This window comes from Promicromonospora citrea, assembly GCF_013004695.1.
In the GTDB taxonomy this organism is placed as follows: domain Bacteria; phylum Actinomycetota; class Actinomycetes; order Actinomycetales; family Cellulomonadaceae; genus Promicromonospora; species Promicromonospora citrea.
The window spans coordinates 1-21,761 of sequence record NZ_JABEMG010000026.1; the positions used below are offsets into that span (position 1 = coordinate 1).

A 21,761-nucleotide genomic window follows, 5' to 3' on the forward strand; every position below is an offset into this window, starting at 1 on the left:
CACGTGCGCGCCGCGCTGGCCCCGCCGCCGACGCTCGGGGAGGCCCGGCACCCGCTGGCCAGCACCGCGCACCTGCACCTGCTGCTCGGCGACGCGCTCGCGGCCGGAGGCGCGCCCGACGCCGCCGCCGACGCGTGGCGCACCGCCGCCGACCAGCGCGGCGACTTCGTCGAGATGAGCACGCAGGAGCACGGCGAGCAGACGTTCTGGACGGTGCTCGCGCTGCGCCGCCTCGGGCGCACCGCTGAGGCGTCCGCGCTCACCGCGGCGCTGCGGGACCACCGCGACGCGTACGCCGCCGCGGTGCCGCGGGTCGACTACTTCGCCACGTCGCTGCCCGACCTGCTGCTGTTCGACCAGGACCCGCTGCGGGTGCGTGACCGGCGCGTGCTGGTCCTCGACGCCCAGCTCGCGCTGCTGGCGGGCGACCCGGCGTCCGCCACCGACCTGCTGGAGCGCCCCGACCTCGCGGCCTGGCGGCACGCGGCCGACCTGCGGCACGCCGTGGCGCGCGGCCTGACCCTCGCCGCACCCCTGGAGGAGGATCCCGCATGAGCGTCCCGATCGACACCGCCCGCCCCCGCGTCATCACCCTCTGGGACTTCACCTGGTACACCCGCACGGGCCCGGGGGAGCCGTTCGAGGACCTCGACCGCGCGTTCGACCAGGCGCGCGAGCGGGGCTACGACACCATCCGGATCTGCGCGATGCCGTTCCTGCTGTTCCGGTCGGGGCTGGACACCTCGGCCCTCGGGCTCGGTCCGCTGGGCGGCGACCACGGGCAGCGCACCCGCTGGTACGACGTACGGCACTCCACGACGATCGACGCCCGCGCCCACCTGCTGGAGCTGTTCCGCGCCGCGGACCGGCACGACGTCGGCGTCATCGCCTCCTCCTGGGAGTACCAGCAGTCGCCGGCGTTCGCGGCGACGCCGCAGTGGTACGAGGCGCTGCACGCCGTCGACCCCGAGGACCGGGCCGTGGTGCTCGCCGACGCGCACGCCGACCTCGTCGACCTGCTCGAGACCGAGGGCCTGGCCCACCGCCTGCTCCTCACCGAGCTGCACAACGAGGTGCAGGTCGGCTACCTCACCGACGGCCTGGGCACCGGCCGCGGGGACGCCGCCGTCCGTGCGCTCACCCCGCGCCTGGAACGCGGCATCGCCCGGTTCCGCGAGCGCCACCCCGCCCGTCCCGTGACGGTGAACTACGCGGGCGTGCCGGTCGGCGCACTGAGCGCCCTGCCCGCGGACCTCGACGCGCTGGTGGTGCACCCGTACGTGTACGGGGTGCTGCAGGAGCTGGTCGACACGTTCGGGCTGCGTGGCCCGGTCGAGGAGTTCGACGACGAGCGGGCGCGCGAGCTGCTGCGCCCCCACGCGCCGGGCCTGGCGGCGTGGCGGCCTCAGGAGTGGCGCACGCGGGCCACGATCATGGCGCTGCCCGAGCTCTACGTGCACGACTGGTGCGACCCGGACGCGTGGGACCGCTGGCTGTACGACCGGTGGGGCGCCCACCGGACGGCGACGGAGCAGAAGCTGACCCTGTGGCTCGAGGCCGCGGCCGACGCCGCGGCCGCCCGGGGGATCCCGCTGGTGCTCGGAGAGGGGTACCTGGGGTACACCCCGCTGCACGCCCGGTTCGAGGAGGGCCCGGTGGGGGCGGAGCTGTGCCGGCGCGCGCTGCGGGAGGCCCGGCGGCTGGGCGCGTGGGGCGCCGTCGTGTGCTCCAACGCGGCGCCGCAGCACCCGATGTGGTCCGATGTCGCGCTGCAGCGGGAGTGCGCGGCGATCTTCACCGGCCGGGACGAGCCCGCGCCGGTGTCCTAGGAACCAGGTGCACCAACGACGGTGCGCACAAGGAGGAAGACGATGTCCGAGACGACCCTCACCCGCCGCCAGCTCCTCGCGGGCGGCATGACCCTGGGCGCAGCGGGCCTGCTGGCCGCGTGCGTCGGCACGACGAGCGGCGGTGGCGGCGGGGGCGGCTCGGCCGGCACCGGCGCCGTCACGCTGCAGAACTCGATCCAGGACGCCGACCCGAAGGCCGCCCTCGAGGCACTGGTCAAGGCCTACCAGGGCGGCGACGTCACCCTGAACTCGGTGGCCACGGAGCAGTTCCGTGCCCAGCTCACGAACTACCTGCGCTCCGGCGACTCGCCCGAGGTGCTGAGCTGGTACGCCGGGTCCGTGGCCCGCGCGTACGCCGACGAGGGCCTGCTGCTCGACGTGTCCTCGCTGTGGGAGGGCGACGGTCCGTGCGCCGGGTTCTCCGACGCGCTGCGCAGCCTGTCCAGCGACGCGTCGGGCGCGCAGATCTTCGTGCCGACCAACTACTACTGGTGGAGCGTGTTCTACAAGCGCTCGGCGTTCGAGAAGTGGGGCGTCGAGCCCCCGACGACGTGGGACGAGTTCCACGCCCTGTGCGAGAACCTCAGCGGGCAGGGCGTCGCGCCGCTCGCGAACGGCCTGTCCTCCACGCCGTGGATGGCGTCGGGCTGGTTCGACTACCTCGACCTGCGCCTCAACGGCGCGCAGTACCACCGCGAGCTGCTCGCGGGCGAGCACGCCTTCAACGACCCGGAGGTCGTGGCCGTCATGGAGGAGTACAAGCGCCTCGTCCCGTACTTCGACAAGAACGCCGCGTCCTACACCGCGCAGGAGGCGGCCACGCCCGTCGCCCAGGACGCGACGGCCATGTACCTCGTCGGGGCGTTCGTCTCCGGCTACTTCCCGGAGGACCAGCGCGACGACCTGGACTTCTTCTCGGTGCCCGTGATCGACGACGCGGTGCCGACCGCGGAGGAGGCACCCACCGACGGGTTCTTCGCCGCCGCCCGCAGCGACAACCACGAGGGCGCCCTCGACCTGCTCGCCTACCTCGCCTCCGCCGACGCGCAGCAGCAGTTCATCGAGCGGTCCCGCTCGTCGAACCTGCCCACCTCGCCCGACGTCGACACCTCCGCGTTCAGCCCCCTCGTGCAGAAGGGCATCGCGCTGCTGAACGACACGGAGGAGATCACGCAGTTCTTCAACCGCGACTCCTCCGACGCCCTGCAGGCCACCGCCGACACCGCCCTGACGAAGTTCCTCGCCGACCCGGACTCGCTGACGAGCATCCTCGACGAGTGGCAGACCGCGGCGGAGGGGGTCCGCGGCTCGTGAGCGCGCCGCCGACCCGACGCCGGCTCGCGCGCGTCCCGCTGCTCGTCTGGGTGTTCCTCCTCGTCCCGCTCGCCGCCGAGCTCTTCTGGGTGTTCTGGCCCGCCGCGAACTCGTTCTCGCTCGCCCTCACCCGCTGGGACGGCATCGGCCTGGCCGAGCCCGTCGGCCTGCAGAACTTCCGCGACCTGGCGGACGACCCGATCTTCCTGACCGCCCTGCGCAACAACGTGATCTGGGTGGTCGGGTTCGGAGGCCTGTCCGTCGTCGGCGGGCTGGCGCTCGCGGTCACCCTCAACCGGCCCGGCCCGTTCGTGGGGCTGTACCGCAGCGCGATCTACCTGCCGATGGTGGTCTCGCTCGCCGTGAGCGGCCTCTTCTGGCGCGTCATGTACGCGCCGGAGGGGCCGGTCAACGCCGCTCTCGGCGCGCTGGGGCTCGAGTCCCTGGAGCGGCAGTGGCTCGCCGACCCCGCCGTCGCGCTGGGGGCCGTGCTGGTGGCGGCCGTGTGGCGGCAGGTCGGCTACATCATGGTGCTCTACCTGGCGGGCCTCAAGGGCACCGACGGCTCGCTCGAGGAGGCCGCCGCCGTCGACGGCGCGAACGCCTGGCAGCGGTTCTGGCGCATCGTCATGCCCCAGCTGCGCGGCGTGAGCACCGTCGTGTTCGCCGTCACCGTGATCGACTCGCTGCGCACCTTCGACATCGTCTGGGCCATGACCCGCGGCGGCCCCTACAACGAGACCCAGCTCCTGAGCACCTACATGTTCCAGCAGGCGTTCACCACGGGGAACCTCGGGTACGCGTCCGCGATCGCCGTCGTCATCTTCGCGCTCGCGATCGGCTTCATCATCACCTACCTCGCCCGCCAGGCCCGGACGGAGGACTGACATGACCCCCCAGGCCCTGCGCAGACGGCCCGCCCGCTCGCCGTGGCTGCACGTCGCGATGGTGCCCGTCACGCTGCTGTGGCTCAGCCCCATCGTGTTCGTGCTGTTCGTCGCCGTGCGCTCCTACGACGACATCGCGGGCCGCGGGCTCGGTGCGCTCCCGGCGTCGTTCACCCTCGACGGCTTCGCCACGGCGCTCACCCAGGGCGGCGTGCTGCGCTCGCTCGGCAACAGCGCCCTGGTCACGGTGTGCGCCGTGGTCGCCTCGCTCGCCCTGTCGTCCTGCGCCGCCTACGCCCTGAGCCGGTTCCACGTCCCCTTCCGTCGCACGCTGCTGCTCACCATGCTCGCGGGCAACCTGCTGCCCCCGCAGATCCTGCTCGTGCCGGTCGCGTCGATCACCGCGGCCCTCGGCATCGCCGACACCCTCACCGCGCTGGTCGTGGTCCAGGTCGGGTTCGGCATCGGGTTCTACACGTTCGTGCTGCACGGCTTCATGCGCAGCCTGCCCGACGAGGTCTTCGAGGCCGCACGGCTCGACGGCGCGGGGGCGGGCGGCATCTTCTGGCGCATCGTGCTGCCCCTGTCGCGACCGTCGCTCGCGGCGCTCGCCGCACTGGCCACGACGTGGGTCTTCAACGACCTCATCTGGGCCATGACGGTGCTGCGCACCGAGGCCAAGTTCCCCGTCACGGCCGCGCTGCTCAACCTCCAGGGCGGGTACGCGAGCGCGTGGAACGTCGTCGCGGCGGGCTCGCTGGTGGCGGCCGTGCCGACGGCGATCGTGTTCTTCCTGTTCCAGAAGCAGTTCGTGTCCGGACTCCTGGTGGGAGCCGACAAGTGACCTGGAGCCTGCCCACCCGCACCGGCCGGTACGTCGTGGCCGAGGCCCCGCGCGGCGCGGGCCTGGTCGCCGTCGGCTGGGGGCCGCACGTCGACCCCGAGGCCGTGCCGGTGGCCGTCACGTCCTCCTTCGAGGCCGATCTCGACCTCCTGCCCCTGGAGGCCACCGCCCTCGGCACCCGGAACGTGCACGGCGCCGAGCTCGTCGTCCGCCGCGCCGACGGCGTGCGCGGCGCCCGCCTCACCGTCTCCGGCGAGGTCTCGCTCAGCGCGGACGACGACGGTGGGACCCACCTGACCTGCCCCCTCGCCGACGAGGTGCTCGGCCTGGCCGTGACCCTGCACCTGCGCACCCACCCCGCCCACGACGTCGTGGAGAAGTGGGCGCAGCTGCGCAACCTCTCCTCGCACCCGGTCGAGGTCCTGCGCGGCTGGGGCGGCGCGTTCCCCGTGCCGGCCCCCGCCGGGGCGCACGTGGACCTGCTCGGCGGCGCGTGGTCGCGCGAGCTCACGCCGTTCCGGGTCACCCTGGGCGCCGGCACCCTGGGCCTCGGCAGCCGCCAGGGCATCACGTCCCACACGTACGCCCCCGTGGTCACGGTGGTCCCGGCCGACGGCGGCGCCCGGTACGGCGTCGCGCTCGCGTACAGCGGCTCGTGGCGGATGACGCTCGACGCCGTCCCGTTCGCCGACCACGTGCGGGTCTCCGCCGGGCCCGACGACGAGTCGGGCATCCTCACCCTGGAGCCGGGCGGCACCCTGACCACGCCCGTCCTCGCGGGCGTGCGTGTCGAGGGCGACGCCGACGACCTGGCCCAGGCCTGGCACGCGTACCAGGCGACGCTGGCCCGCACGCGCGGCCCCGAGCACCGGCCCGTGGTCTACAACTCGTGGTTCGCCACCACGTTCGACGTCCGCGTGGAGCACCAGCTCCGGCTCGCGCAGGTGGCGGCCGAGGTGGGCGCCGAGGTCTTCGTGCTCGACGACGGCTGGTTCCGCGGCCGCACGAGCGACCGGGCCGCGCTGGGGGACTGGGACGTCGACACCGACCGCAACCCGGACGGGCTCGGCCCGCTCGCCGAGGGCGTCCGCGCGCTCGGGCTGCGCCTCGGCCTGTGGGTCGAGCCCGAGGCCGTCAGCCCCGACAGCGACCTCTACCGCGCCCACCCGGACTGGGCGCACCACGTGGCCGGGCGGCCCCTGGAGACGCTGCGCCACCAGTACGTGCTGAACCTGGGCCTGCCGGAGGTCGAGCAGTGGGTGCTCCGCACGCTGCGCCGGCTGCTCACCGAGACCGACATCAGCTACCTGAAGTGGGACATGAACCGCTCCGTCGCCGACGGCGGGGTCACGGGCCCGGGCGGCGACGACTGGTCGTGGCGGCACACCCAGGCGTACTACCGCGTGCTCGACGCCCTGCGCGCCCAGTTCCCGCACGTCACCGTCGAGGCGTGCGCGGGAGGGGGCGGACGCGTCGACCACGCGGTGCTCGCGCGCACCGACGTCGTGTGGCCCAGCGACGAGACCGGGCCCCGCGACCGCCTGGCGATCCAGCACGGCTTCCTGGGCGTGCTGCCCGCCTGGACCATGAGCTCGTGGGTCACCGACCTGCCCGACCTGCGTGACAGCGACCGCGAGGCGGCCCCGGCGAGCCCGGACTTCCGGTTCGTCGTCGCGATGGCGGGCGTCCTGGGCATCGGGGCCGACCTCCTGGCGTGGGACGCGGAGACCCGGCGCCGGGCACGGTCGTTCGTCGACCTGTACCGCGCGCTGCGCCCCGTGCTGCACACCGGCCGCGTCCGCCGCCACGGCCGTCCCGCCGACCCGGCGTGCGCGGTGCAGTACACGGGCGACGACACCGTCGTCCTGCTGGCCTGGCGCCGCCGGGACGCCGACCTCACGGTCCACCTCGGCGACCTCGACCCGGACGCCCGCTACCGCGTGCGCGGCACCGGCGGGACCCGCACCGGCAAGGAACTCGCGACCGACGGCCTGGTGCCCGGCTGGACCTGGCAGGATTGCGACGTGGTCGTCCTGGACCGGGCATGAGCCCGCTCACCGTCCGCACGGACCCGGCCCTCGGGGGCCGCTGGACCTCGCTCGCGACGCCCGACCGCGAGTGGCTCTGGCGCAACCCGCGCGTGCCGGCGGCGGTGCGGGCCGCCGTCGCCCCCGGCGACCCGTTCGTCGACGCGGGCGGCGGCGAGGAGTGCTTCCCCACGGTCAACGGCCCGAGCGACCACGGCGAGGTGTGGTCACGGCCCTGGGACACCCTGGCCGACGGCGTCGCGCACGTCCGGGCCGGAGGCCTCGCCCTGACCCGCCGCCTCACCACGCACGACGGCGCCGTCCGCGCCGACTACACGGTCACGGGCCCGCCGCACTCCCGCGTGCTGCACGCCGTCCATCTGCTGCTCGACGTCGGCCCGGGCGCGCGCCTCGAGGTCCCCGGCACCCCGGAGGTCTTGGTCGTCGAGTGGCCGCGCCCCGGCGCCACGTCGCCCACCACGTGGCCCGACGGCGGGGGAGTGCCCCTCGACGCCTTCGGCCCGGACGACGGCACGGCCCGGTGCGCCGTCGTCGCGACCGACCGGGTCGACGTCGTGGACGGCACCGACCGGCTGCGGCTGCGCTGGGGCGCGGACGCGGGGGCGCCGGTGTCGCTCGTCGTCTGGCGCAACCTCGGCGGCTGGCCCGACGGCGCCCCGTACCGGTCGGTCGGCATCGAGCCGCTGCTCGGCGCCGAGACGAACCTCGACCGTGCGGCACCCGACCGGGTGGCCCGCCTCGACGGCTCGGGGCGGCTGGCGTGGCGGCTCGAGGCGAAAAACCTTCCACTGTAAGAAATTCACCACTAGCATCGTCGGGCCTGGCCACGAACGAGGGAGTTCCGCCGATGCCGACGTCCGTAGGTTCGATCTCCGTCCAGCTCTACTCCGTCCGCGACGCGATCGCCGAGGACCTGCCGGGCGCCGTGGCGCGCCTCGCCGGCCTCGGGCTCACGCGGGTGGAGCCGTACGCCTTCCACGAGCGCACCGCCGAGTACCGCGCCGCGTTCGAGGCCGCCGGCGTGACCGCGCCGTCGGGCCACGCGCCCCTGCTCACCGCGGACACACCCGAGACGATCCTCGACGCCGCCGCCGAGCTCGGCATGGAGACCGTCGTCGACCCGTACGTGCCGCCCGAGCAGTGGCAGGAGCGCGAGCAGGTGCTGCGCACCGCCGACCGGCTGGGCGCGCTGGCAGACCTGGCCGCCGAGCGCGGCCTCGCGTTCGGGTACCACAACCACGCGTGGGAGCTGAGCACCCGCCTCGACGGCAGGCACGCGCTGGAGGTGCTCGTCGACCACCTCGCGCCCGGCGTCGTGCTCGAGGTCGACGCCTACTGGGCGGCCGTCGGCGGCGCCGACGTCCCGGCCCTGCTCACGACCCTGGGCGACCGGGTGCGTCTGCTCCACGTCAAGGACGGCCCGCTCGACGGTGACGTCGAACGGCAGGAGCCGCTCGGCGCGGGCGAGGTCGACCAGCCACCGATCCTCGCGGCGGCGCCACGGGCGACGCGCGTCATCGAGTTCGACGCGTACGCCGGGGACGTGTTCGACGGCATCGCCCGCTCGCTCGCCTGGCTGACGGAGCACGACCGGTGAGGCCCGCGGGCGTGGGCCTGGTCGGGGCGGGCAACATCTCCGACCAGTACCTGGCCAACCTGACCCGGTACCCGGACGTCGAGGTGCGGTTCGTCGCCGACCTCGACCTGGCGCGGGCCGCGGCGCAGGCGCAGAGGTACGGGGTGCCGGCGTCGGGCACGGTCGAGGAGCTGCTGGCGCGCGAGGAAGTGGACGTCGTCGTCAACCTCACCGTGCCCGCGGTGCACGCCGAGGTGGGGCACCGGGTGCTGGCCGCGGGCAAGCACGTGTGGAGCGAGAAGCCGCTCGCGCTCGACGCCGGGTCCGCCGCCGCGCTGCTCGCCGACGCCGACGCGCGCGGCCTGCGCGTGGCGTGCGCGCCGGACACGGTGCTCGGGGCGGGCGTCCAGACGGCGCTGCGGGCGATCGCGCGCGGCGACATCGGCGAGCCCCTGACCGCGACCACGATGTTCCACGTGCCGGGCCCCGAGGCGTGGCACCCGAGCCCCGACTTCCTCTTCGCGCGCGGTGCGGGGCCGCTGTTCGACATGGGCCCCTACTACGTGACCACGCTCGTGCACGCGCTGGGGTCGGCGACGCGGGTGCAGGCCGTGGCCTCGACGTCGCGCACGACCCGCACCATCGGCAGCGGCCCGCGCGCCGGCGAGACGTTCGCCGTCGAGGTGCCCACGCACCATGCGGCACTCATCGAGTTCGAGCAGGGCAGGTCGGCGCAGTCGACGTTCTCGTTCCAGCACGCGCTGCCGCGCGCCGGGTTCGTCGAGGTCAACGGCACCGAGGGCACGATCGTGCTGCCCGACCCGAACGGGTTCGGCGGCGACTCGGCCCTGTGGCGCTACGGCTCCGAGGAGCCGACCACCGTCCCGGCGCAGGGCCCCGAGCTGGGACGCGGCGCCGGTGTGGTCGACCTCGTGCGCTCGATCCGGGACGGCGGTACCGAGCGCGCCTCGGGTGCGGTCGCGGCGCACGTGCTCGACATCCTGCTCGCCGTCCGGGACGCGGCCGACACGGCCACGGCCGTCACCATCGGCTCGTCCGTGCCGCCGGTCGACCCCCTGCCCGAGAGGTGGGACCCGGGGGTCGCGACCGGGTAGCCGGTCAGGCGGGCCCCGGCCCCGGCAGCAGCCGCTCGAGCAGGGCGAGCGACCGCCGTACGTCGACGGCGTCGGGGTCGAGCAGCCACTGCAGCTGCAGCCCGTCGGACGCCGCGGCCACGAGGGCCGCGGCGTCCTGCGGGTCGACGTCGGCCGGGACCGTTCCGGCCGCCTGCCCCGCCCGGACGCGCTCGGCGAGGTCGGCGCGCACGCGGCGGAACCGCTCGTGCACGAACCGGTGCGTCACAGGGTGCTGCTCGGCCTGCAGCGCGTCGGTGGTCAGCGTCGCGTACAGCTCGACGAGCCCCGGGATCGAGCGGTTCCGCTCGGCGCTGCGCTCCATGAGGCCGACCGCCGAGATCGCGGGCGCCGGGCCGCCCTCCTCGCGCACGGTCGCCTCGTGCGTGCGGTACACCTCGACCAGCAGCTCGTCGCGCGTGGCGAAGTAGTAGCGCAGGGCGGCGTGCGAGACGCCGATCGCCTCGCCGATGGCCCGCAGCGACGCGCCCACGCCGCGCCGCGCGAACAGGTCGAGGGCGCTCAGCAGGATCTGCGCGCGGCGCTGCGCCCCCTTGCGGTACGAGCGGCCGTTCGTCATGCGGTCATGGTGCCACCGGGCGGGCGGGCGCGGCCTCCCCGAACGCGGCGAGCGCGACGGGCTCCCACTCCCGCCACGTGCGCAGCCGCTCGGCGTACAGCTCCTCGACGGCGGCGAGGGGCCGGCCGAGGAAGACGTGCAGGGGCGGCCGCTCGGCATCGACGACCCGCAGCAGGGCCGCGCGCGTCGCCCGCGGGTCGCCGAGCTCGAACGCGGGGGCCGTGGCGACGCGGACCTCGGCGTAGTCGGGGTGCTCCGCGCTGACCCGCAGGCCCGGGCCGAACCCCGTGGCGTAGGGGCCGGGCTCGACGTCGGTCACGTGCACGCCGAACGGCGCGACCTCCTGGGCGAGCGCCTCCGTGAGGCCCTCGAGCGCCCACTTCGACGCGTGGTAGGCGCCGAAGCCGGGGAACGCGCGGACGCCGCCCTCGCTCGTGACCTGGAGGATCCTGCCCGAGCGCTGCGCGCGCAGGACGGGCAGCACGGCCTGGGTGACCCAGACGGCGCCGAAGAAGTTGGTCTCGAGCTGGTCGCGCAGCTCCTGCTCGGTGAGCTCCTCGACCATGCCGACCTGCCCGTAGCCCGCGTTGTTCACGACGACGTCGAGCCGCCCGAACCGCTCGACGTGCCGGTCGACGGCGGCCGCGACGGCGGCGCGGTCGGTGACGTCCAGCGACAGGGGCAGCACGGCGTCGCCGTACGCCTCGACCAGCGGGTCCAGCGCCCGCACGTCCCGCGCCGTCGCCGTGACGCGGTCGCCGCGCTCCAGCGCGGCCTCCGTCCACTCGCGGCCGAGGCCCTTGGCGGCGCCGGTGACGAACCAGATCGTGGGTGTGGTGTTCATGCTCTCCACCCTGCGCCGCCGCGAGCCATTCCACCAGCGACTCTTCCGCACACGAGACATGCGACACCGGCATGGGCCATGATGGCCCCGTGGCCGAGCTCACCGTCACCGCCCTGCGCGTGGTCCAGGCCGTGGTCGCCACGGGCTCCTTCACCGCGGCCGCCGACCTGCTCGGATACACCCAGTCCGCCGTCTCCCGCCAGGTCGCCGCCGCCGAGGCCGCAGCGGGCGTGCCCCTGTTCGTCCGCGGCGCCCGCGGCGTCGCCGCCACGCCCGCGGGGGAGCGGGTCGCCCGCCGCGCCACCGCCGCGCTCGCCGAGATCGACGCCGTGCCCACCGACCTCGCGCGGCTCGCCGACCGGCTCGCCGGGCGCGTGGTGCTCGGCGCCTTCCCGACCGCGACCTGGGTGCTCGCACCCCGCGCCGTCGCGGCGGTGCGCGCACGGCACCCCGGGCTGACCGTCGACCTGCACGAGGCGTCCACCCCGACCCTCCTGCGCCGGCTGCGCGCGGGCAGGGTCGACGTCGCGGTCGTCGCCGTCGGCCCCGACCTGCCCGCCTACGACCTCGACGACCTGCGCGCCGAGCGGCTCGTCGACGGCCGCGCGCTCGTCGCGGTCGGGCGCGACCACCGGTTCGCCGGGCGGGACCGCGTCGACGTGGCAGAGCTCGCCGACGAGGACTGGGTGGTCGGCACCGGCCTGAGCGGCGACCCGCAGTTCGGCGCGTGGCCCACGCTCCCGGCCCCGCGCGTCGCGTACACCGCGCGCGAGTGGAACGCGCGGCTCGGGCTCGTCGCGGCCGGGCTCGGGATCACCACGCTGCCCGAGATCGCGGTACCGGCGGCGCCGCCCGACGTCGTCACCGTGCCCGTCGACGATCCCGCATGGCTCGGCCGCAGCGCCGTCGCCGTGACCCGCGCCGACCGGACGCCCGGCGCCGCGGTGGTCGTCGCCGTCCTCCGCGACCTCGCGCAGTCCCTGGGTTAGTCTCGGCGGCATGCCCACAGACCCCTGGTCCGCCGTCGCCGACGACTGGGGGCGGTACTGGGGGACGTTCGCGCGACCCGTCTGGGAGCCGCTCCTGCGCGCCGCCCGCGTCGGCACGGGCTCCCGCGTGCTCGACGTCGGCTGCGGCAGCGGCGAGCTGCTCGAGCACCTGCAGGACCTCGGGGTGCGCGCGAGCGGCGTCGACCCGGCGGCCCGCATGGTCGAGCTCGCCCGGGCCCGCGCGGCCGGTGCCGAGGTACGCCGCGGCGACGCCGAGCACCTGCCCTACGACGACGGCCGGTTCGACGCCGTGCTCGCCGTCAACGCCCTGCAGTTCGCCGCGGAGACCGACGACGCCCTCGCCGAGGCCGCCCGCGTGCTGGCACCCGGCGGCGTGCTCGGCCTGGCCGGCTGGGCCGAGCGGTCCCGCAACGACCTGGACGCGCTCGACGCGGCGCTCGCGGAGGCGGACGGCGACGAGCCGGACGACCGGCCGGAGGAGAGCCCCCTGCGCGTGCCCGGCGGCCTCGCCGCGCTGCTGGCGGACGCCGGCTGGCGGGTGCTCGACAGCGGCCTCACGTCGGTGCCGTGGGACGTGCGCGACGAGACGGACCTGGTGCGCGGGATCCTGTTCGGCGAGGAGGCCTCGACGGTCGACGAGCTGGGCCCCGTGATCGTCGCGGCCGCGGCCCCGTTCCGCCGCCCCGACGGGGGATACCGCCTGGTCAACGCCTTCCGGTGGGCGGCAGCCGAGCGCCCGTGAACCGCACTCCTCACCCCGGTCCGCCGGTCCTGCGGGTCCCCGGCATGCCCGCACTCGTCTGCCTGTCGCTGCTCGGCTTCGCCGGGTACGCGCTGCTGCTGCCGACGGCCCCGCTGCTGGCCGTGCGCGGCGGCGCGGACGAGGGCGGGGCCGGGCTGGTCAACGCGGTCCTCATGCTCTCGACGGTGCTGTGCCAGACCGCCGTGCCCTGGTCGCTGCGCCGGCTGGGCTGGCGCACGACCCTGACGGCGGGCGTGCTCCTGCTCGGCCTGCCGCCGCTCGCGCTGGTGCTCACCGACGCGCTGCCGTGGATCCTCGCGGTCTCGGCCGTGCGCGGCGCGGGGTTCGCGATCCTCACGGTGTGCGGCGCGACGGCGGTCGCCGAGCTCGTCGAGGCCGCGCGCAGGGGCCGGGCCATCGGCGTGTACGGGCTCGCGGTCGCCGCCCCGCAGCTGCTGTTCACGCCCGGTGCGGCGTGGGTCGCCGGGAACGTGGACTTCCGGGTGGTGCTCGTCGCGGGAGCCCTGCCCGCCCTGGCGGTGCCGTTCGCGGCGGCGCTGGGCCGGCGGCTGGACGCGGCCGACGCCCCGCCCGGGCGTCCCGACGCACCCGCGTCGCGCGGCCGCGTCCTGCTCGCCCTCGTGCTGCCGTCGGTGGTGCTGCTCGCCGTGACGACGCCGGGCGGCGCCCTCCTGACGTTCGCACCCCAGCTCGGGCAGGGCGCCGTCGCGGCGGCCGCGGGCCTGTTCGGGCTGACGGCCGCCGCCGCGCTGTCCCGCTGGCTGGCCGGCGGGCTCGCCGACCGGTACGGGCCGCGCCCGTTCGTCGCCCCGCTGCTCGTGGTGTGCGCAGCGGGCCTCGCGCTGTGCGCGTGGTCGGTGAGCGGCTCCGGGCCGGGGGCCGCCGGGCTGGTCGGCGGCATGACGCTCGTCGGCGTCGCGTACGGCAGCCTGCAGAACCTGACCCTCGTCGCGGCCTTCGCGGCGGTGCCCGACCGGGCACGGTCCCTGGCGAGCGCCGTCTGGAACATCGGGTTCGACGCGGGGACCGGGTTCGGGTCGCTCGTCGTCGGGCTGGTCGCGGCGGGCGCGGGGTTCCCCGCCGGGCTGCTCGCCACCGCGGCGCTGTGCGTGGCGGTCGCGGTCGCGTCGCTGGTCACGGCCCTGGTGCGACGCCGCGCTTGACGTCCTCGCGACGCCGGTGCCAGGATGACGCACATCACCCCGGAAACGTTTCCAGGATGATCGAGGGTCGAATCTGGAAACGTTTCCAGCCCGGCCGTACCAGCCCGTCCCGCAAGGAGCGACAGTGTCGTCATCACGTGCCACCCTGATCCAGGTGGCCGAGCGCGCCGGGGTCTCGCTCGCCTCCACGTCGCGCGCGCTGCACGGCACCGGGGCCAGCCCGGCGATGGTCGAGCGCGTGCGCGCCGCCGCGGCGGAGCTCGGGTACAGCCCCGACGCGACCGGCCGCTCGCTGCGCATGAAGCGCACGTTCCAGGTCGCGTTCGCCGTCGCCGACATCGGCAACCCCGTGTACGTCGAGATGCTCACCGCGATCCACGAGGTGCTCGCGCCGCACGGGTACCGGGTGGTCGTCATGTCGACGGGCCAGACCGTCGCCTCGACCGTCGACCTGGTCCGCAGCCTGGGCAGCGGGTTCGTCGACGGCCTCGTCGTGAGCCCGCTGCGCACCGACGACACCCTGGTCGAGGCGATCCGGCAGGCGCCCGTTCCCGTCGTCGTCATCGGCCGGCCGCTCGACGGGATCGACTCGGTGTCCACCGACTCGGCGGCGGGCATCGGCCTGGCCGTCGCGCACCTGCTGGAGATCGGCCGGCGCCGGCTCGGCTTCGTCAACGGCCCGCTCGACACGACGCCGGGCGCGGCCCGCCAGCGCGGGTTCGACGCCGCGACGGCCGACCCGGCCTTCGCGGGCGAGCACGCGGAGACGGAGCGGGCCGACGACTTCACCGTCACGGCGGGCCTCGAGGCGGGCCGGCGCCTGCTGGCGCGCGGTGGCCTCGACGCCGTCGTGGCCGCCAACGACCTGCTCGCGATCGGTGTGATCCGCGCGGCGGGCGAGCTCGGGCTCACCGTCCCGGGCGACCTCGCCGTCACCGGCATGGACGACACCGAGATCGGCAAGGTCTTCCGGCCCGGCCTCACCAGCGTCTCGCTCGGGTCCGCCGAGCGCGGCCGCCTCGCCGCCCTGCTCGTGCTCGACCGGGTCGGCGACGGCGCCGAGCCCGTCCAGCAGGCCGCCGTCGGCCCGCACCTCGTCGTCCGCGAGTCCACCGCCGTCGCCTCGAAGGAGAAGAGCGCACGATGACCGTCCTCGACCCGCCCCGGCCACCGCGGGCGCGCCGCCGCGCCGCGAGCGGCATGGAGCGCGCCCGACGCCGTGAGGCGGCGGCGCTCGTCCTCCCGTCGCTGCTGCCGATCCTCGTGCTGTCGGTGGCGCCGCTGCTCATCGGCGTGCTGCTCGCGTTCACCGACGCCGAGCTCGTGCGGCGCCCCGAGTACGCGTTCGTCGGCGTCGACAACTTCGTGCGCCTCGCGGGCAACTCGTTCTTCTGGGAGTCGTTCCGCATCGGCCTCGTGTGGGCCGTGTCGGTCACGGTGCTCCAGCTCGTCGCGGCGCTGGGCCTGGCGCTGCTGCTGAACTCCGGGCTGCGCCTGCAGGGCCTGACCCGTGTGCTGGCGCTGATCCCGTGGGCGATGCCGCCCGTCGTCGTGGCGATCATGTGGAAGATGATCTACTCGCCCAACGCGGGCCCGCTCAACGCGGCGCTCGGCGCGGTGGGCCTGCCGGACGACATCAACTGGCTCGCGGACTTCTCCACGGCGCTGCCCGCCGTGATCGTCGTCGGCGTCTGGGTGGGCATGCCGCAGACGACGGTGACCCTCCTGGCCGGGCTGCAGCAGATCCCGACCGAGCTCAACGAGGCCGCCGCGATGGACGGCGCGAACGCGTGGCGCCGGTTCACCGCCGTCACGCTGCCGAGCCTGCGGCCCATCGTCGCCTCGATCACGTCGCTGAACTTCATCTGGAACTTCAACTCGTTCTCGCTGGTCTACGTGCTCACGGAGGGCGGCCCCGGCGGCCGCACGATGCTGCCGATGCTGTTCACGTACCTCGAGGCCTTCAAGAACCGCAACATCGGGTACGCGGCGGCGATGGGCGTGGTGCTCGTCGTGGTCGTCGTCGTGCTCCTGACGCTCTACCTGCGGACCCAGCTGCGCGAGGACCGCGCCGAGAGGAAGGGCTGATCCCGTGCGCGCACTCGTCCGTCCCGCCCAGTACCTGGCGCTGGCCGCCTACATCCTGTTCCTCGGCTTCCCGCTGCTCTGGCTCGTCTCGGCCTCCGTGAAGTCGTCCGCCGAGCTCAACTCGCTCGTGGTGAACCTGGTGCCGCAGGAGTGGCACTGGGAGAACTACGCGGACGCCCTCGCGCGGCAGGGGCTCGTCAGCTCGGCGGGCAACAGCGTGATCGTGGCGCTCGCGTCCACCGCGCTGGTCGTCCTCATCGCGCTGCCCGCGTCGTACGTGCTCGCGCGGCTCAAGGGCGCGGTCCGCGCGGCCGGCGTCGGCTGGATCCTGGTCAGCCAGGTGTTCCCCGTGATCCTCGTGATCCTGCCGCTGTTCCTCGTGCTGCGGACCATCGGCCTGACCGACAGCCTCGTCGGCCTGATCCTCGTGCACACCACCTACACCCTGCCGTTCGCGCTGTGGATGCTGCAGGGGTACGTGGCGGGCATCCCCGTCGAGCTCGAGGAGGCCGGGTCGATGGACGGCGCGAGCCGCCTGGAGGTGCTGCGCCGCATCGTCTTCCCGCTGCTCGCGCCGGGCGTCGTCGCCACGGCGATGTTCAGCTTCGTCTCCTCGTGGAACGAGTTCTTCTTCGCGCTCGTGCTGCTCCAGTCGCCCGAGAACTACACCCTGCCCATCACGCTGTCGACCTTCATCGGCGGCGAGGGCAAGGTCGCGCTCGGCCCCCTCGCCGCGGGCTCCGTGCTCGCCGCGATCCCCAGCATCGTCTTCTTCTCGATCATGCAGAGGAAGCTCACCGGCGGCCTCATGGCCGGGGCGGTCAAGGGATGACCGCCCACCCGACGAAAGGTAGACCCATGAAGTCTCGTGGAGTGTTCATCGCCGCATGCCTCACGACCACCAGCCTGGCCCTGGCCGCCTGCGGCAGCGGCGGCTCGGGGGACGGCGGTCCGGTGACCCTGAAGTTCCAGGCCCTGTCCGACCAGCCGGCCGCCATCGCCGCGACCGAGTCGATCGTCGACGACTGGAACGAGGCCAACCCCGACGTCCAGGTCGAGATCGTCCCGGCGGGCTGGGACGGCGTCTACGACAAGCTCATCACGCAGTTCAACGGCGGCGCCGCGCCGGACATCATCCACTACGAGGCCGCGAGCATCGTGTCCTTCGCGCGTGACGGCTACCTCGCCGACCTCACCGACCTCATGTCGGACGAGCGCCGCGCGGACATCCCCGAGGGCGTCCTGGACTCCGTGACGGTCGACGACCAGGTCGTCGCGTACCCGACCGAGCTGCAGTCGTACGTCGTGTTCGCCAACCGCACGCTGCTCGAGGACGCGGGCGTCGAGATCCCGACGGGCGACACCATGACGTGGGACGAGCTGCGCGAGATCGCGCAGGCGACCACGAAGGGCGACGTCTACGGCCTCGGCTGGGGCCTGTCGAGCCCGACCGCCGCGTTCATGGCGCTCGCGCCGGCGTTCGGCGGCACGTACATCTCCGGCACCGGCGAGGACGCCGACCTCACCGTCGGCGAGGGCGAGATGGCCCTGCCCGAGCTCGTGCACGCGATGGCCTACGAGGACGAGTCGATCCTGCCGGTGACCCTGACCCAGTCGGGCGGCGAGGCCATCGCGTCCTTCTACGCGGGCCAGACGGCGATGACCGTGCAGGGCTCCTACCAGGCCGCGAACATCGCCAAGGACGCGCCCGAGGACCTCGACTGGGTGGCGCTGCCCCCGCTCGAAGGCCCCGAGGGCCCGCAGCAGGCCGCCAACCCGCAGACGCTCTCGGTGAACATCGACTCGGAGCACGTCGAGGAGTCGGCCGAGTTCATCGAGTTCTTCACCCGGACGGAGCACCTCGCCGCGCTGAACGAGGCGGACGCCCTCATCCCGGCGACGACGTCGGCGCAGGAGGCCCTCACCGAGAAGCTGGGCGACGAGAACGGCTGGAGCACGATCCTCGCCTCCGGCCAGCACTTCACCGCGGCGCCGTACCTGTTCGCCGACTCGTACGCGCAGTGGAAGGACACGGTGGCGACGCCGGCCTACCAGCGCTACCTGGCGCAGGAGATCGACGACGCACAGCTCGCCGACCAGCTCACCAGCGGGTGGGACGAGATCACGCAGTGACCTGCCGTCACTGACGCACGACCACACAGGAACGACGAGGGGAGAGCAGCCGTGAGCTGGTTGGAGGACCGGGCGGTGGCCGTGATCACCGGGGCGGCCGTGGGCGACGCCCTCGGTGGCGCCACCGAGGGCTGGACGCCGGAGCAGATCGAGGAGCGGCACGGGGGCCGCGTGCGCGGCGTCGTCGGGCCCTGGTACCCCAACTGGCGCGACGCCCGCCCCATCGCCCCGTACCACAAGGGCGACGGGCACATCACGGACGACACCCTCATGACGCGGGCGCTCGTCGAGGTGTACGCCAAGCGGCGCGCGCACCTCGACGCGTACGCCGTGGCCGAGGACCTCGTGCCGCTGATGATCGGCGAGCCGCGGTGGATCCCCGAGCTGGAGTCGACGGCGCTGCTGCTGCAGCGGGTGTTCCTCGCGGAGAAGTGGCTCGTCGCACGCCTGCACTACGGGCACGTGGACCCGCGCGAGGCCGGTGTCGGCAACGTGGTCAACTGCGGCGCGGCGATGTACGTGCCGCCGGTCGGCCTCGCCAACGCGGGCGACCCGCGCGGCGCGTACGCGGAGGCCATCGACCTCGCCGGCGCGCACCAGTCCAGCTACGGCCGCGAGGCGGCCGGCGTCTTCGCGGCCATGGTCGCGGCGTCGGTCACCCCCGGCGCCACGCTGGACGACGTCGTGGCCGCGGCGCTCGACGTCGCGCACGACGGGACGGCCGCCGCGCTGCGGGCCGTGGTGGACGCCGCGTCCGGCTGGCCCGAGCCGCCGACGACCGACGACGAGGAGCGCCGGGTCGCGCGGCTCGTGCGCGAGGTCGTCGCGCCCTTCGACTCGGTGGGCCCCGAGTACCGGCAGATGTCGATGGACGCGCGCCGTCCGTCGCGCACCAAGTCGATCGAGGAGCTGCCGGTCGCGCTCGGCCTGCTGCTCGCGCACCGCGGCGACTACCGCGGCGCCGTGCTCGCCGCCGTGAACTACGGCCGCGACGCCGACTCGATCGCCGTGATGGCGGGCGCCGTCGCGGCCGGGCTCGGCGGCAGCGACGTGGTGCCCGCGGAGTGGCTCGACGAGGTGGAGACCGCGAGCAGGATGGACGTCCGCGAGACCGGCCGCCTCATGGCGTCGGCCGCCGCGGACATCCTGGCCGCCGACCGGGACCGCGCCACCGCCCGCCTGAAGGTGCTCGACGCGGTGCAGGTGGGATCGTGAGGCTGACCTGGGCCCAGCCCGAGGACCTGCTCGCCCACGAGCTCGTGCAGTCGGCGGCCGAGGGCAAGGACGTCGCCGCTGTCCGCGACCGCTGGGTCGCGGCGGGCGGCGACCCGGTACCCGCGGTGAGCGGCGCGGGCGCCGAGCCGGCGACCCCGCCGCTGCGGGCGCTGGCCCGCGAGCTGCTGGACGAGCTGGACGCGATCCCCGGCACGCCCGGGCCGGCGACCTGGGCCGAGGCCGAGGCGCTGCTCCCGCCCGCCCCCGCCCTCCCGGCAGCCCCCGCGTCCTACGCCGCCCGCGTCGAGGGCGCCTGGCTCGGCCGCGCCGCCGGCTGCCTGCTCGGCAAGCCCGTCGAGAAGATCCCGCGCGCGGGCATCGAGGAGATCCTGCGCGCGACGGGCCGCTGGCCGCTCGACCGGTACTTCACCGCGGTCGGTCTGCCCGACGACGTCGCCGCCCGCTGGCCGTGGAACCGCCGCTCGGCGCCGACGTCGCTCGAGGAGAACATCGCGGGCATGCCCGAGGACGACGACCTCAACTACCCGATCCTCGCCCTGGCCCTGCTCGAGAAGCACGGGCGCGCGTTCACGACGGACGACGTCGCGCAGCTCTGGCTGGACAACCTCCCCGCCGGGCGCACGTTCACCGCCGAGCGGGTCGCCTACCGCAACATCCTCGACGCGCGGCCCGTGCCCGAGACCGCGACGCACCACAACCCGTTCCGCGAGTGGATCGGCGCGCTCATCCGCACCGACCTGCTCGGTTGGGTCTCCCCGGGGGACGTGCCCGGCGCGGCCCGCCTGGCCTGGACCGACGCCCGTCTGAGCCACACCGGTGACGGGATCTGGGGTGCCACCTGGGCCGCCGGCCTCGCGGCGGCCGCGGTCGTCGCCGACGACGTGGAGCAGGTGCTCGACGCCGCCTCCGCCGCCGTGCCCGCGGACAGCGGCCTGGCCGCCGCCGTCGCGCTCGGCCGGTCGCTCGGCCGGGAGTGCGACGGCTCGGAGCCCGCCGTCCGCGCGGGCCTGGACCGGATCCACGAGGCGTACGGGCACCTGCACTGGGTGCACACCCTCAACAACGCCGCCGTCGTCGCGTTCGCGCTCACGGTGGGCCGGGGCGTGTTCGGCCCGAGCGTCGCGATCGCCGTGACGGCGGGCTGGGACACCGACTCCGCCGCGGCGACCGTGGGCGGCGTCGTGGGCGCGCTGGCGCCCGACGCGATCGGCGAGCGGTGGACCGCGCCCCTCGACGGGCGCATCGCGACCTCGCTGCCGGGTGGCGAGCAGCGCATCGCCGACCTCGCGGCGCGGACCGTCGCGCTGGCGGGAGGTGCGTCATGACGGGGACCGTCGTGGTCGTCGGCTCGGCGAACGTCGACCTCGTGGTCGACGTGCCGCGCCACCCCGCGGGCGGCGAGACCATCCTCGGCGGAAACCTGCGCCGTACGCCGGGCGGCAAGGGGGCCAACCAGGCCGTCGCCGCGGCGCGCGCCGGGGGAGCGGGCACGACCTTCGTCGGCGCGCTCGGCCGGGACGAGTCCGCCGACCTCCTGCTCGCCTCGCTCGAGGGCGCGGGCGTGCGCACCGAGACGGTCGACCGGGTCGACGCCCCGACCGGCACGGCGCTCATCACCGTCTCGCCCGACGGCGAGAACGCGATCGTCGTCGCGCCGGGAGCCAACTCGCGCGTGCGGGTGGGCGCGGCGCAGGCCCGGCGGGTCGCCGCGGCCGACGTCGTGCTCGCGCAGCTCGAGATCCCGCTCGGCACCGTGACCGCCGCGGCGGTCGAACGCCGCCAGGGTGCGCTGTTCGTGCTCAACGCGGCGCCGTCGCGCGAGCTGCCCGACGCGCTGTGGCGCGAGGTCGACGTGCTCGTGGTCAACGAGCACGAGGCGGCGGACCTCGCGGGAGCCGCCGGGACCCCGGAGGACCTCGCTGCGGCGCTGCTCGCCCGGGTGCCCGCCGTCGTCGTCACGCTGGGTGCCGAGGGCAGCCTCGTCGTGCGCCGGGACACCGACCCGGTCCGCGTCCCGGCCGCGCGGGTCGACGCCGTCGACACCACGGGCGCGGGCGACACCTACTGCGGCGTGCTCGCGGCCGCGCTCGCGCGCCTGGGCCTCGCCGGCCTGGCCGACGCCGCCGGCACCGCCGTCGACGTCGTGCTCCGTGCCCCGGTCAGCCCGTGGATCGTGCTCGCGGCGATCGGCCTCGCGGTGCTGGGCGGGCTGCTCGCGGGGGTCGCCGGCGGACGGCGCGCCGCGCGGCTGCGCCCCGTCGAGGCCTTCCGTTCCCTGGCCTGACACCACCG

General features: G+C 75.1%; 20 protein-coding genes and 1 pseudogene. 19 read left to right on the plus strand and 2 right to left on the minus strand.

All coding sequences use genetic code 11. The annotated features are described in order from the left end of the window. From HLB15_RS07505 to HLB15_RS07545, 9 genes and pseudogenes are all read left to right on the plus strand, one after another. Positions 1-555 (plus strand): annotated as a pseudogene (locus tag HLB15_RS07505) (DUF5107 domain-containing protein); the annotation flags it as partial. Then, positions 552-1,829 (plus strand): cellulase-like family protein, encoded by a 1,278-nt coding sequence (locus HLB15_RS07510; RefSeq protein ID WP_171104683.1) that lies wholly within the window; start codon positions 552-554, stop codon positions 1,827-1,829. The pseudogene HLB15_RS07505 and the gene HLB15_RS07510, both read left to right, overlap by 4 nt. 42 nt (positions 1,830-1,871) lie before the next feature. Then, entirely contained in the window at positions 1,872-3,164 is a 1,293-nt protein-coding gene (locus tag HLB15_RS07515) for an ABC transporter substrate-binding protein (protein ID WP_229785050.1), read from the plus strand. Continuing rightward, positions 3,161-4,051 carry a carbohydrate ABC transporter permease gene (locus HLB15_RS07520; RefSeq protein ID WP_171104684.1) on the plus strand — a complete coding sequence of 297 codons (891 nt, stop codon included), beginning with the start codon at positions 3,161-3,163 and terminating at the stop codon, positions 4,049-4,051. The genes HLB15_RS07515 and HLB15_RS07520 overlap by 4 nt, the downstream gene beginning before the upstream one ends. A gap of 1 nt (position 4,052) precedes the next feature. Continuing rightward, complete coding sequence (locus HLB15_RS07525; RefSeq protein ID WP_171104685.1) at positions 4,053-4,895, plus strand: carbohydrate ABC transporter permease; 843 nt, start codon at positions 4,053-4,055, stop codon at positions 4,893-4,895. Further along, positions 4,892-6,943 (plus strand): alpha-galactosidase, encoded by a 2,052-nt coding sequence (locus HLB15_RS07530; RefSeq protein ID WP_171104686.1) that lies wholly within the window; start codon positions 4,892-4,894, stop codon positions 6,941-6,943. Before HLB15_RS07525 ends, HLB15_RS07530 begins: the two co-directional genes overlap by 4 nt. Beyond that, a complete protein-coding gene (locus tag HLB15_RS07535) occupies positions 6,940-7,737 on the plus strand; it encodes a hypothetical protein (RefSeq protein WP_171104687.1) in 798 nt (265 codons plus the stop codon). The genes HLB15_RS07530 and HLB15_RS07535 overlap by 4 nt, the downstream gene beginning before the upstream one ends. Positions 7,738-7,790: 53 nt before the next feature. Then, complete coding sequence (locus HLB15_RS07540) at positions 7,791-8,540, plus strand: sugar phosphate isomerase/epimerase family protein (RefSeq protein WP_171104688.1); 750 nt, start codon at positions 7,791-7,793, stop codon at positions 8,538-8,540. Beyond that, positions 8,537-9,634: a Gfo/Idh/MocA family protein gene (locus HLB15_RS07545; RefSeq protein WP_171104689.1), complete on the plus strand. Its 1,098-nt coding sequence runs from the start codon at positions 8,537-8,539 to the stop codon at positions 9,632-9,634. Before HLB15_RS07540 ends, HLB15_RS07545 begins: the two co-directional genes overlap by 4 nt. A gap of 4 nt (positions 9,635-9,638) precedes the next feature. Here HLB15_RS07545 and HLB15_RS07550 read toward each other — a convergent pair whose 3' ends face one another. Both HLB15_RS07550 and HLB15_RS07555 read right to left on the minus strand, forming a co-directional pair. Continuing rightward, positions 9,639-10,232, minus strand: coding sequence for a TetR/AcrR family transcriptional regulator (locus HLB15_RS07550; protein ID WP_171104690.1), 594 nt, complete (start codon positions 10,230-10,232; stop codon positions 9,639-9,641). Positions 10,233-10,236: 4 nt separating this feature from the next. Beyond that, the gene (locus HLB15_RS07555; protein ID WP_171104691.1) at positions 10,237-11,076 is read right to left on the minus strand and encodes an SDR family NAD(P)-dependent oxidoreductase; all 840 of its coding nucleotides are present in this window, start codon (positions 11,074-11,076) and stop codon (positions 10,237-10,239) included. An 89-nt stretch (positions 11,077-11,165) separates the two neighbouring features. Between HLB15_RS07555 and HLB15_RS07560 the strand changes: the two genes are divergently transcribed. The 10 genes from HLB15_RS07560 to HLB15_RS07605 all read left to right on the plus strand — a co-directional run bounded on the left by HLB15_RS07560 (position 11,166) and on the right by HLB15_RS07605 (position 21,753). Continuing rightward, complete coding sequence (locus HLB15_RS07560; RefSeq protein WP_171104692.1) at positions 11,166-12,065, plus strand: LysR family transcriptional regulator; 900 nt, start codon at positions 11,166-11,168, stop codon at positions 12,063-12,065. 10 nt (positions 12,066-12,075) lie between these two features. Further along, on the plus strand, positions 12,076-12,828 hold the full coding sequence (locus HLB15_RS07565; RefSeq protein ID WP_171104693.1) for a class I SAM-dependent methyltransferase: 753 nt from the start codon (positions 12,076-12,078) through the stop codon (positions 12,826-12,828). Between the two features lie 44 nt (positions 12,829-12,872). After that, a complete protein-coding gene (locus HLB15_RS07570; protein WP_171104694.1) occupies positions 12,873-14,012 on the plus strand; it encodes an MFS transporter in 1,140 nt (379 codons plus the stop codon). Positions 14,013-14,136: 124 nt separating this feature from the next. Further along, positions 14,137-15,159: a LacI family DNA-binding transcriptional regulator gene (locus tag HLB15_RS07575; RefSeq protein WP_171104695.1), complete on the plus strand. Its 1,023-nt coding sequence runs from the start codon at positions 14,137-14,139 to the stop codon at positions 15,157-15,159. Continuing rightward, entirely contained in the window at positions 15,156-16,100 is a 945-nt protein-coding gene (locus tag HLB15_RS07580) for a carbohydrate ABC transporter permease (RefSeq protein WP_171104696.1), read from the plus strand. The genes HLB15_RS07575 and HLB15_RS07580 overlap by 4 nt, the downstream gene beginning before the upstream one ends. Positions 16,101-16,104: 4 nt before the next feature. Next, positions 16,105-16,932, plus strand: a complete 828-nt coding sequence (locus HLB15_RS07585) for a carbohydrate ABC transporter permease (protein ID WP_171104697.1) — start codon at positions 16,105-16,107, stop codon at positions 16,930-16,932. Positions 16,933-16,958: 26 nt separating this feature from the next. Beyond that, positions 16,959-18,233: an ABC transporter substrate-binding protein gene (locus tag HLB15_RS07590; RefSeq protein WP_171104698.1), complete on the plus strand. Its 1,275-nt coding sequence runs from the start codon at positions 16,959-16,961 to the stop codon at positions 18,231-18,233. A gap of 51 nt (positions 18,234-18,284) precedes the next feature. Continuing rightward, positions 18,285-19,448, plus strand: a complete 1,164-nt coding sequence (locus HLB15_RS07595) for an ADP-ribosylglycohydrolase family protein (protein WP_171104699.1) — start codon at positions 18,285-18,287, stop codon at positions 19,446-19,448. Next, a complete protein-coding gene (locus tag HLB15_RS07600; RefSeq protein ID WP_171104700.1) occupies positions 19,445-20,794 on the plus strand; it encodes an ADP-ribosylglycohydrolase family protein in 1,350 nt (449 codons plus the stop codon). The genes HLB15_RS07595 and HLB15_RS07600 overlap by 4 nt, the downstream gene beginning before the upstream one ends. After that, positions 20,791-21,753, plus strand: coding sequence for a ribokinase (locus tag HLB15_RS07605; protein ID WP_171104701.1), 963 nt, complete (start codon positions 20,791-20,793; stop codon positions 21,751-21,753). Before HLB15_RS07600 ends, HLB15_RS07605 begins: the two co-directional genes overlap by 4 nt. The last annotated feature ends 8 nt before the right edge of the window (positions 21,754-21,761 follow it).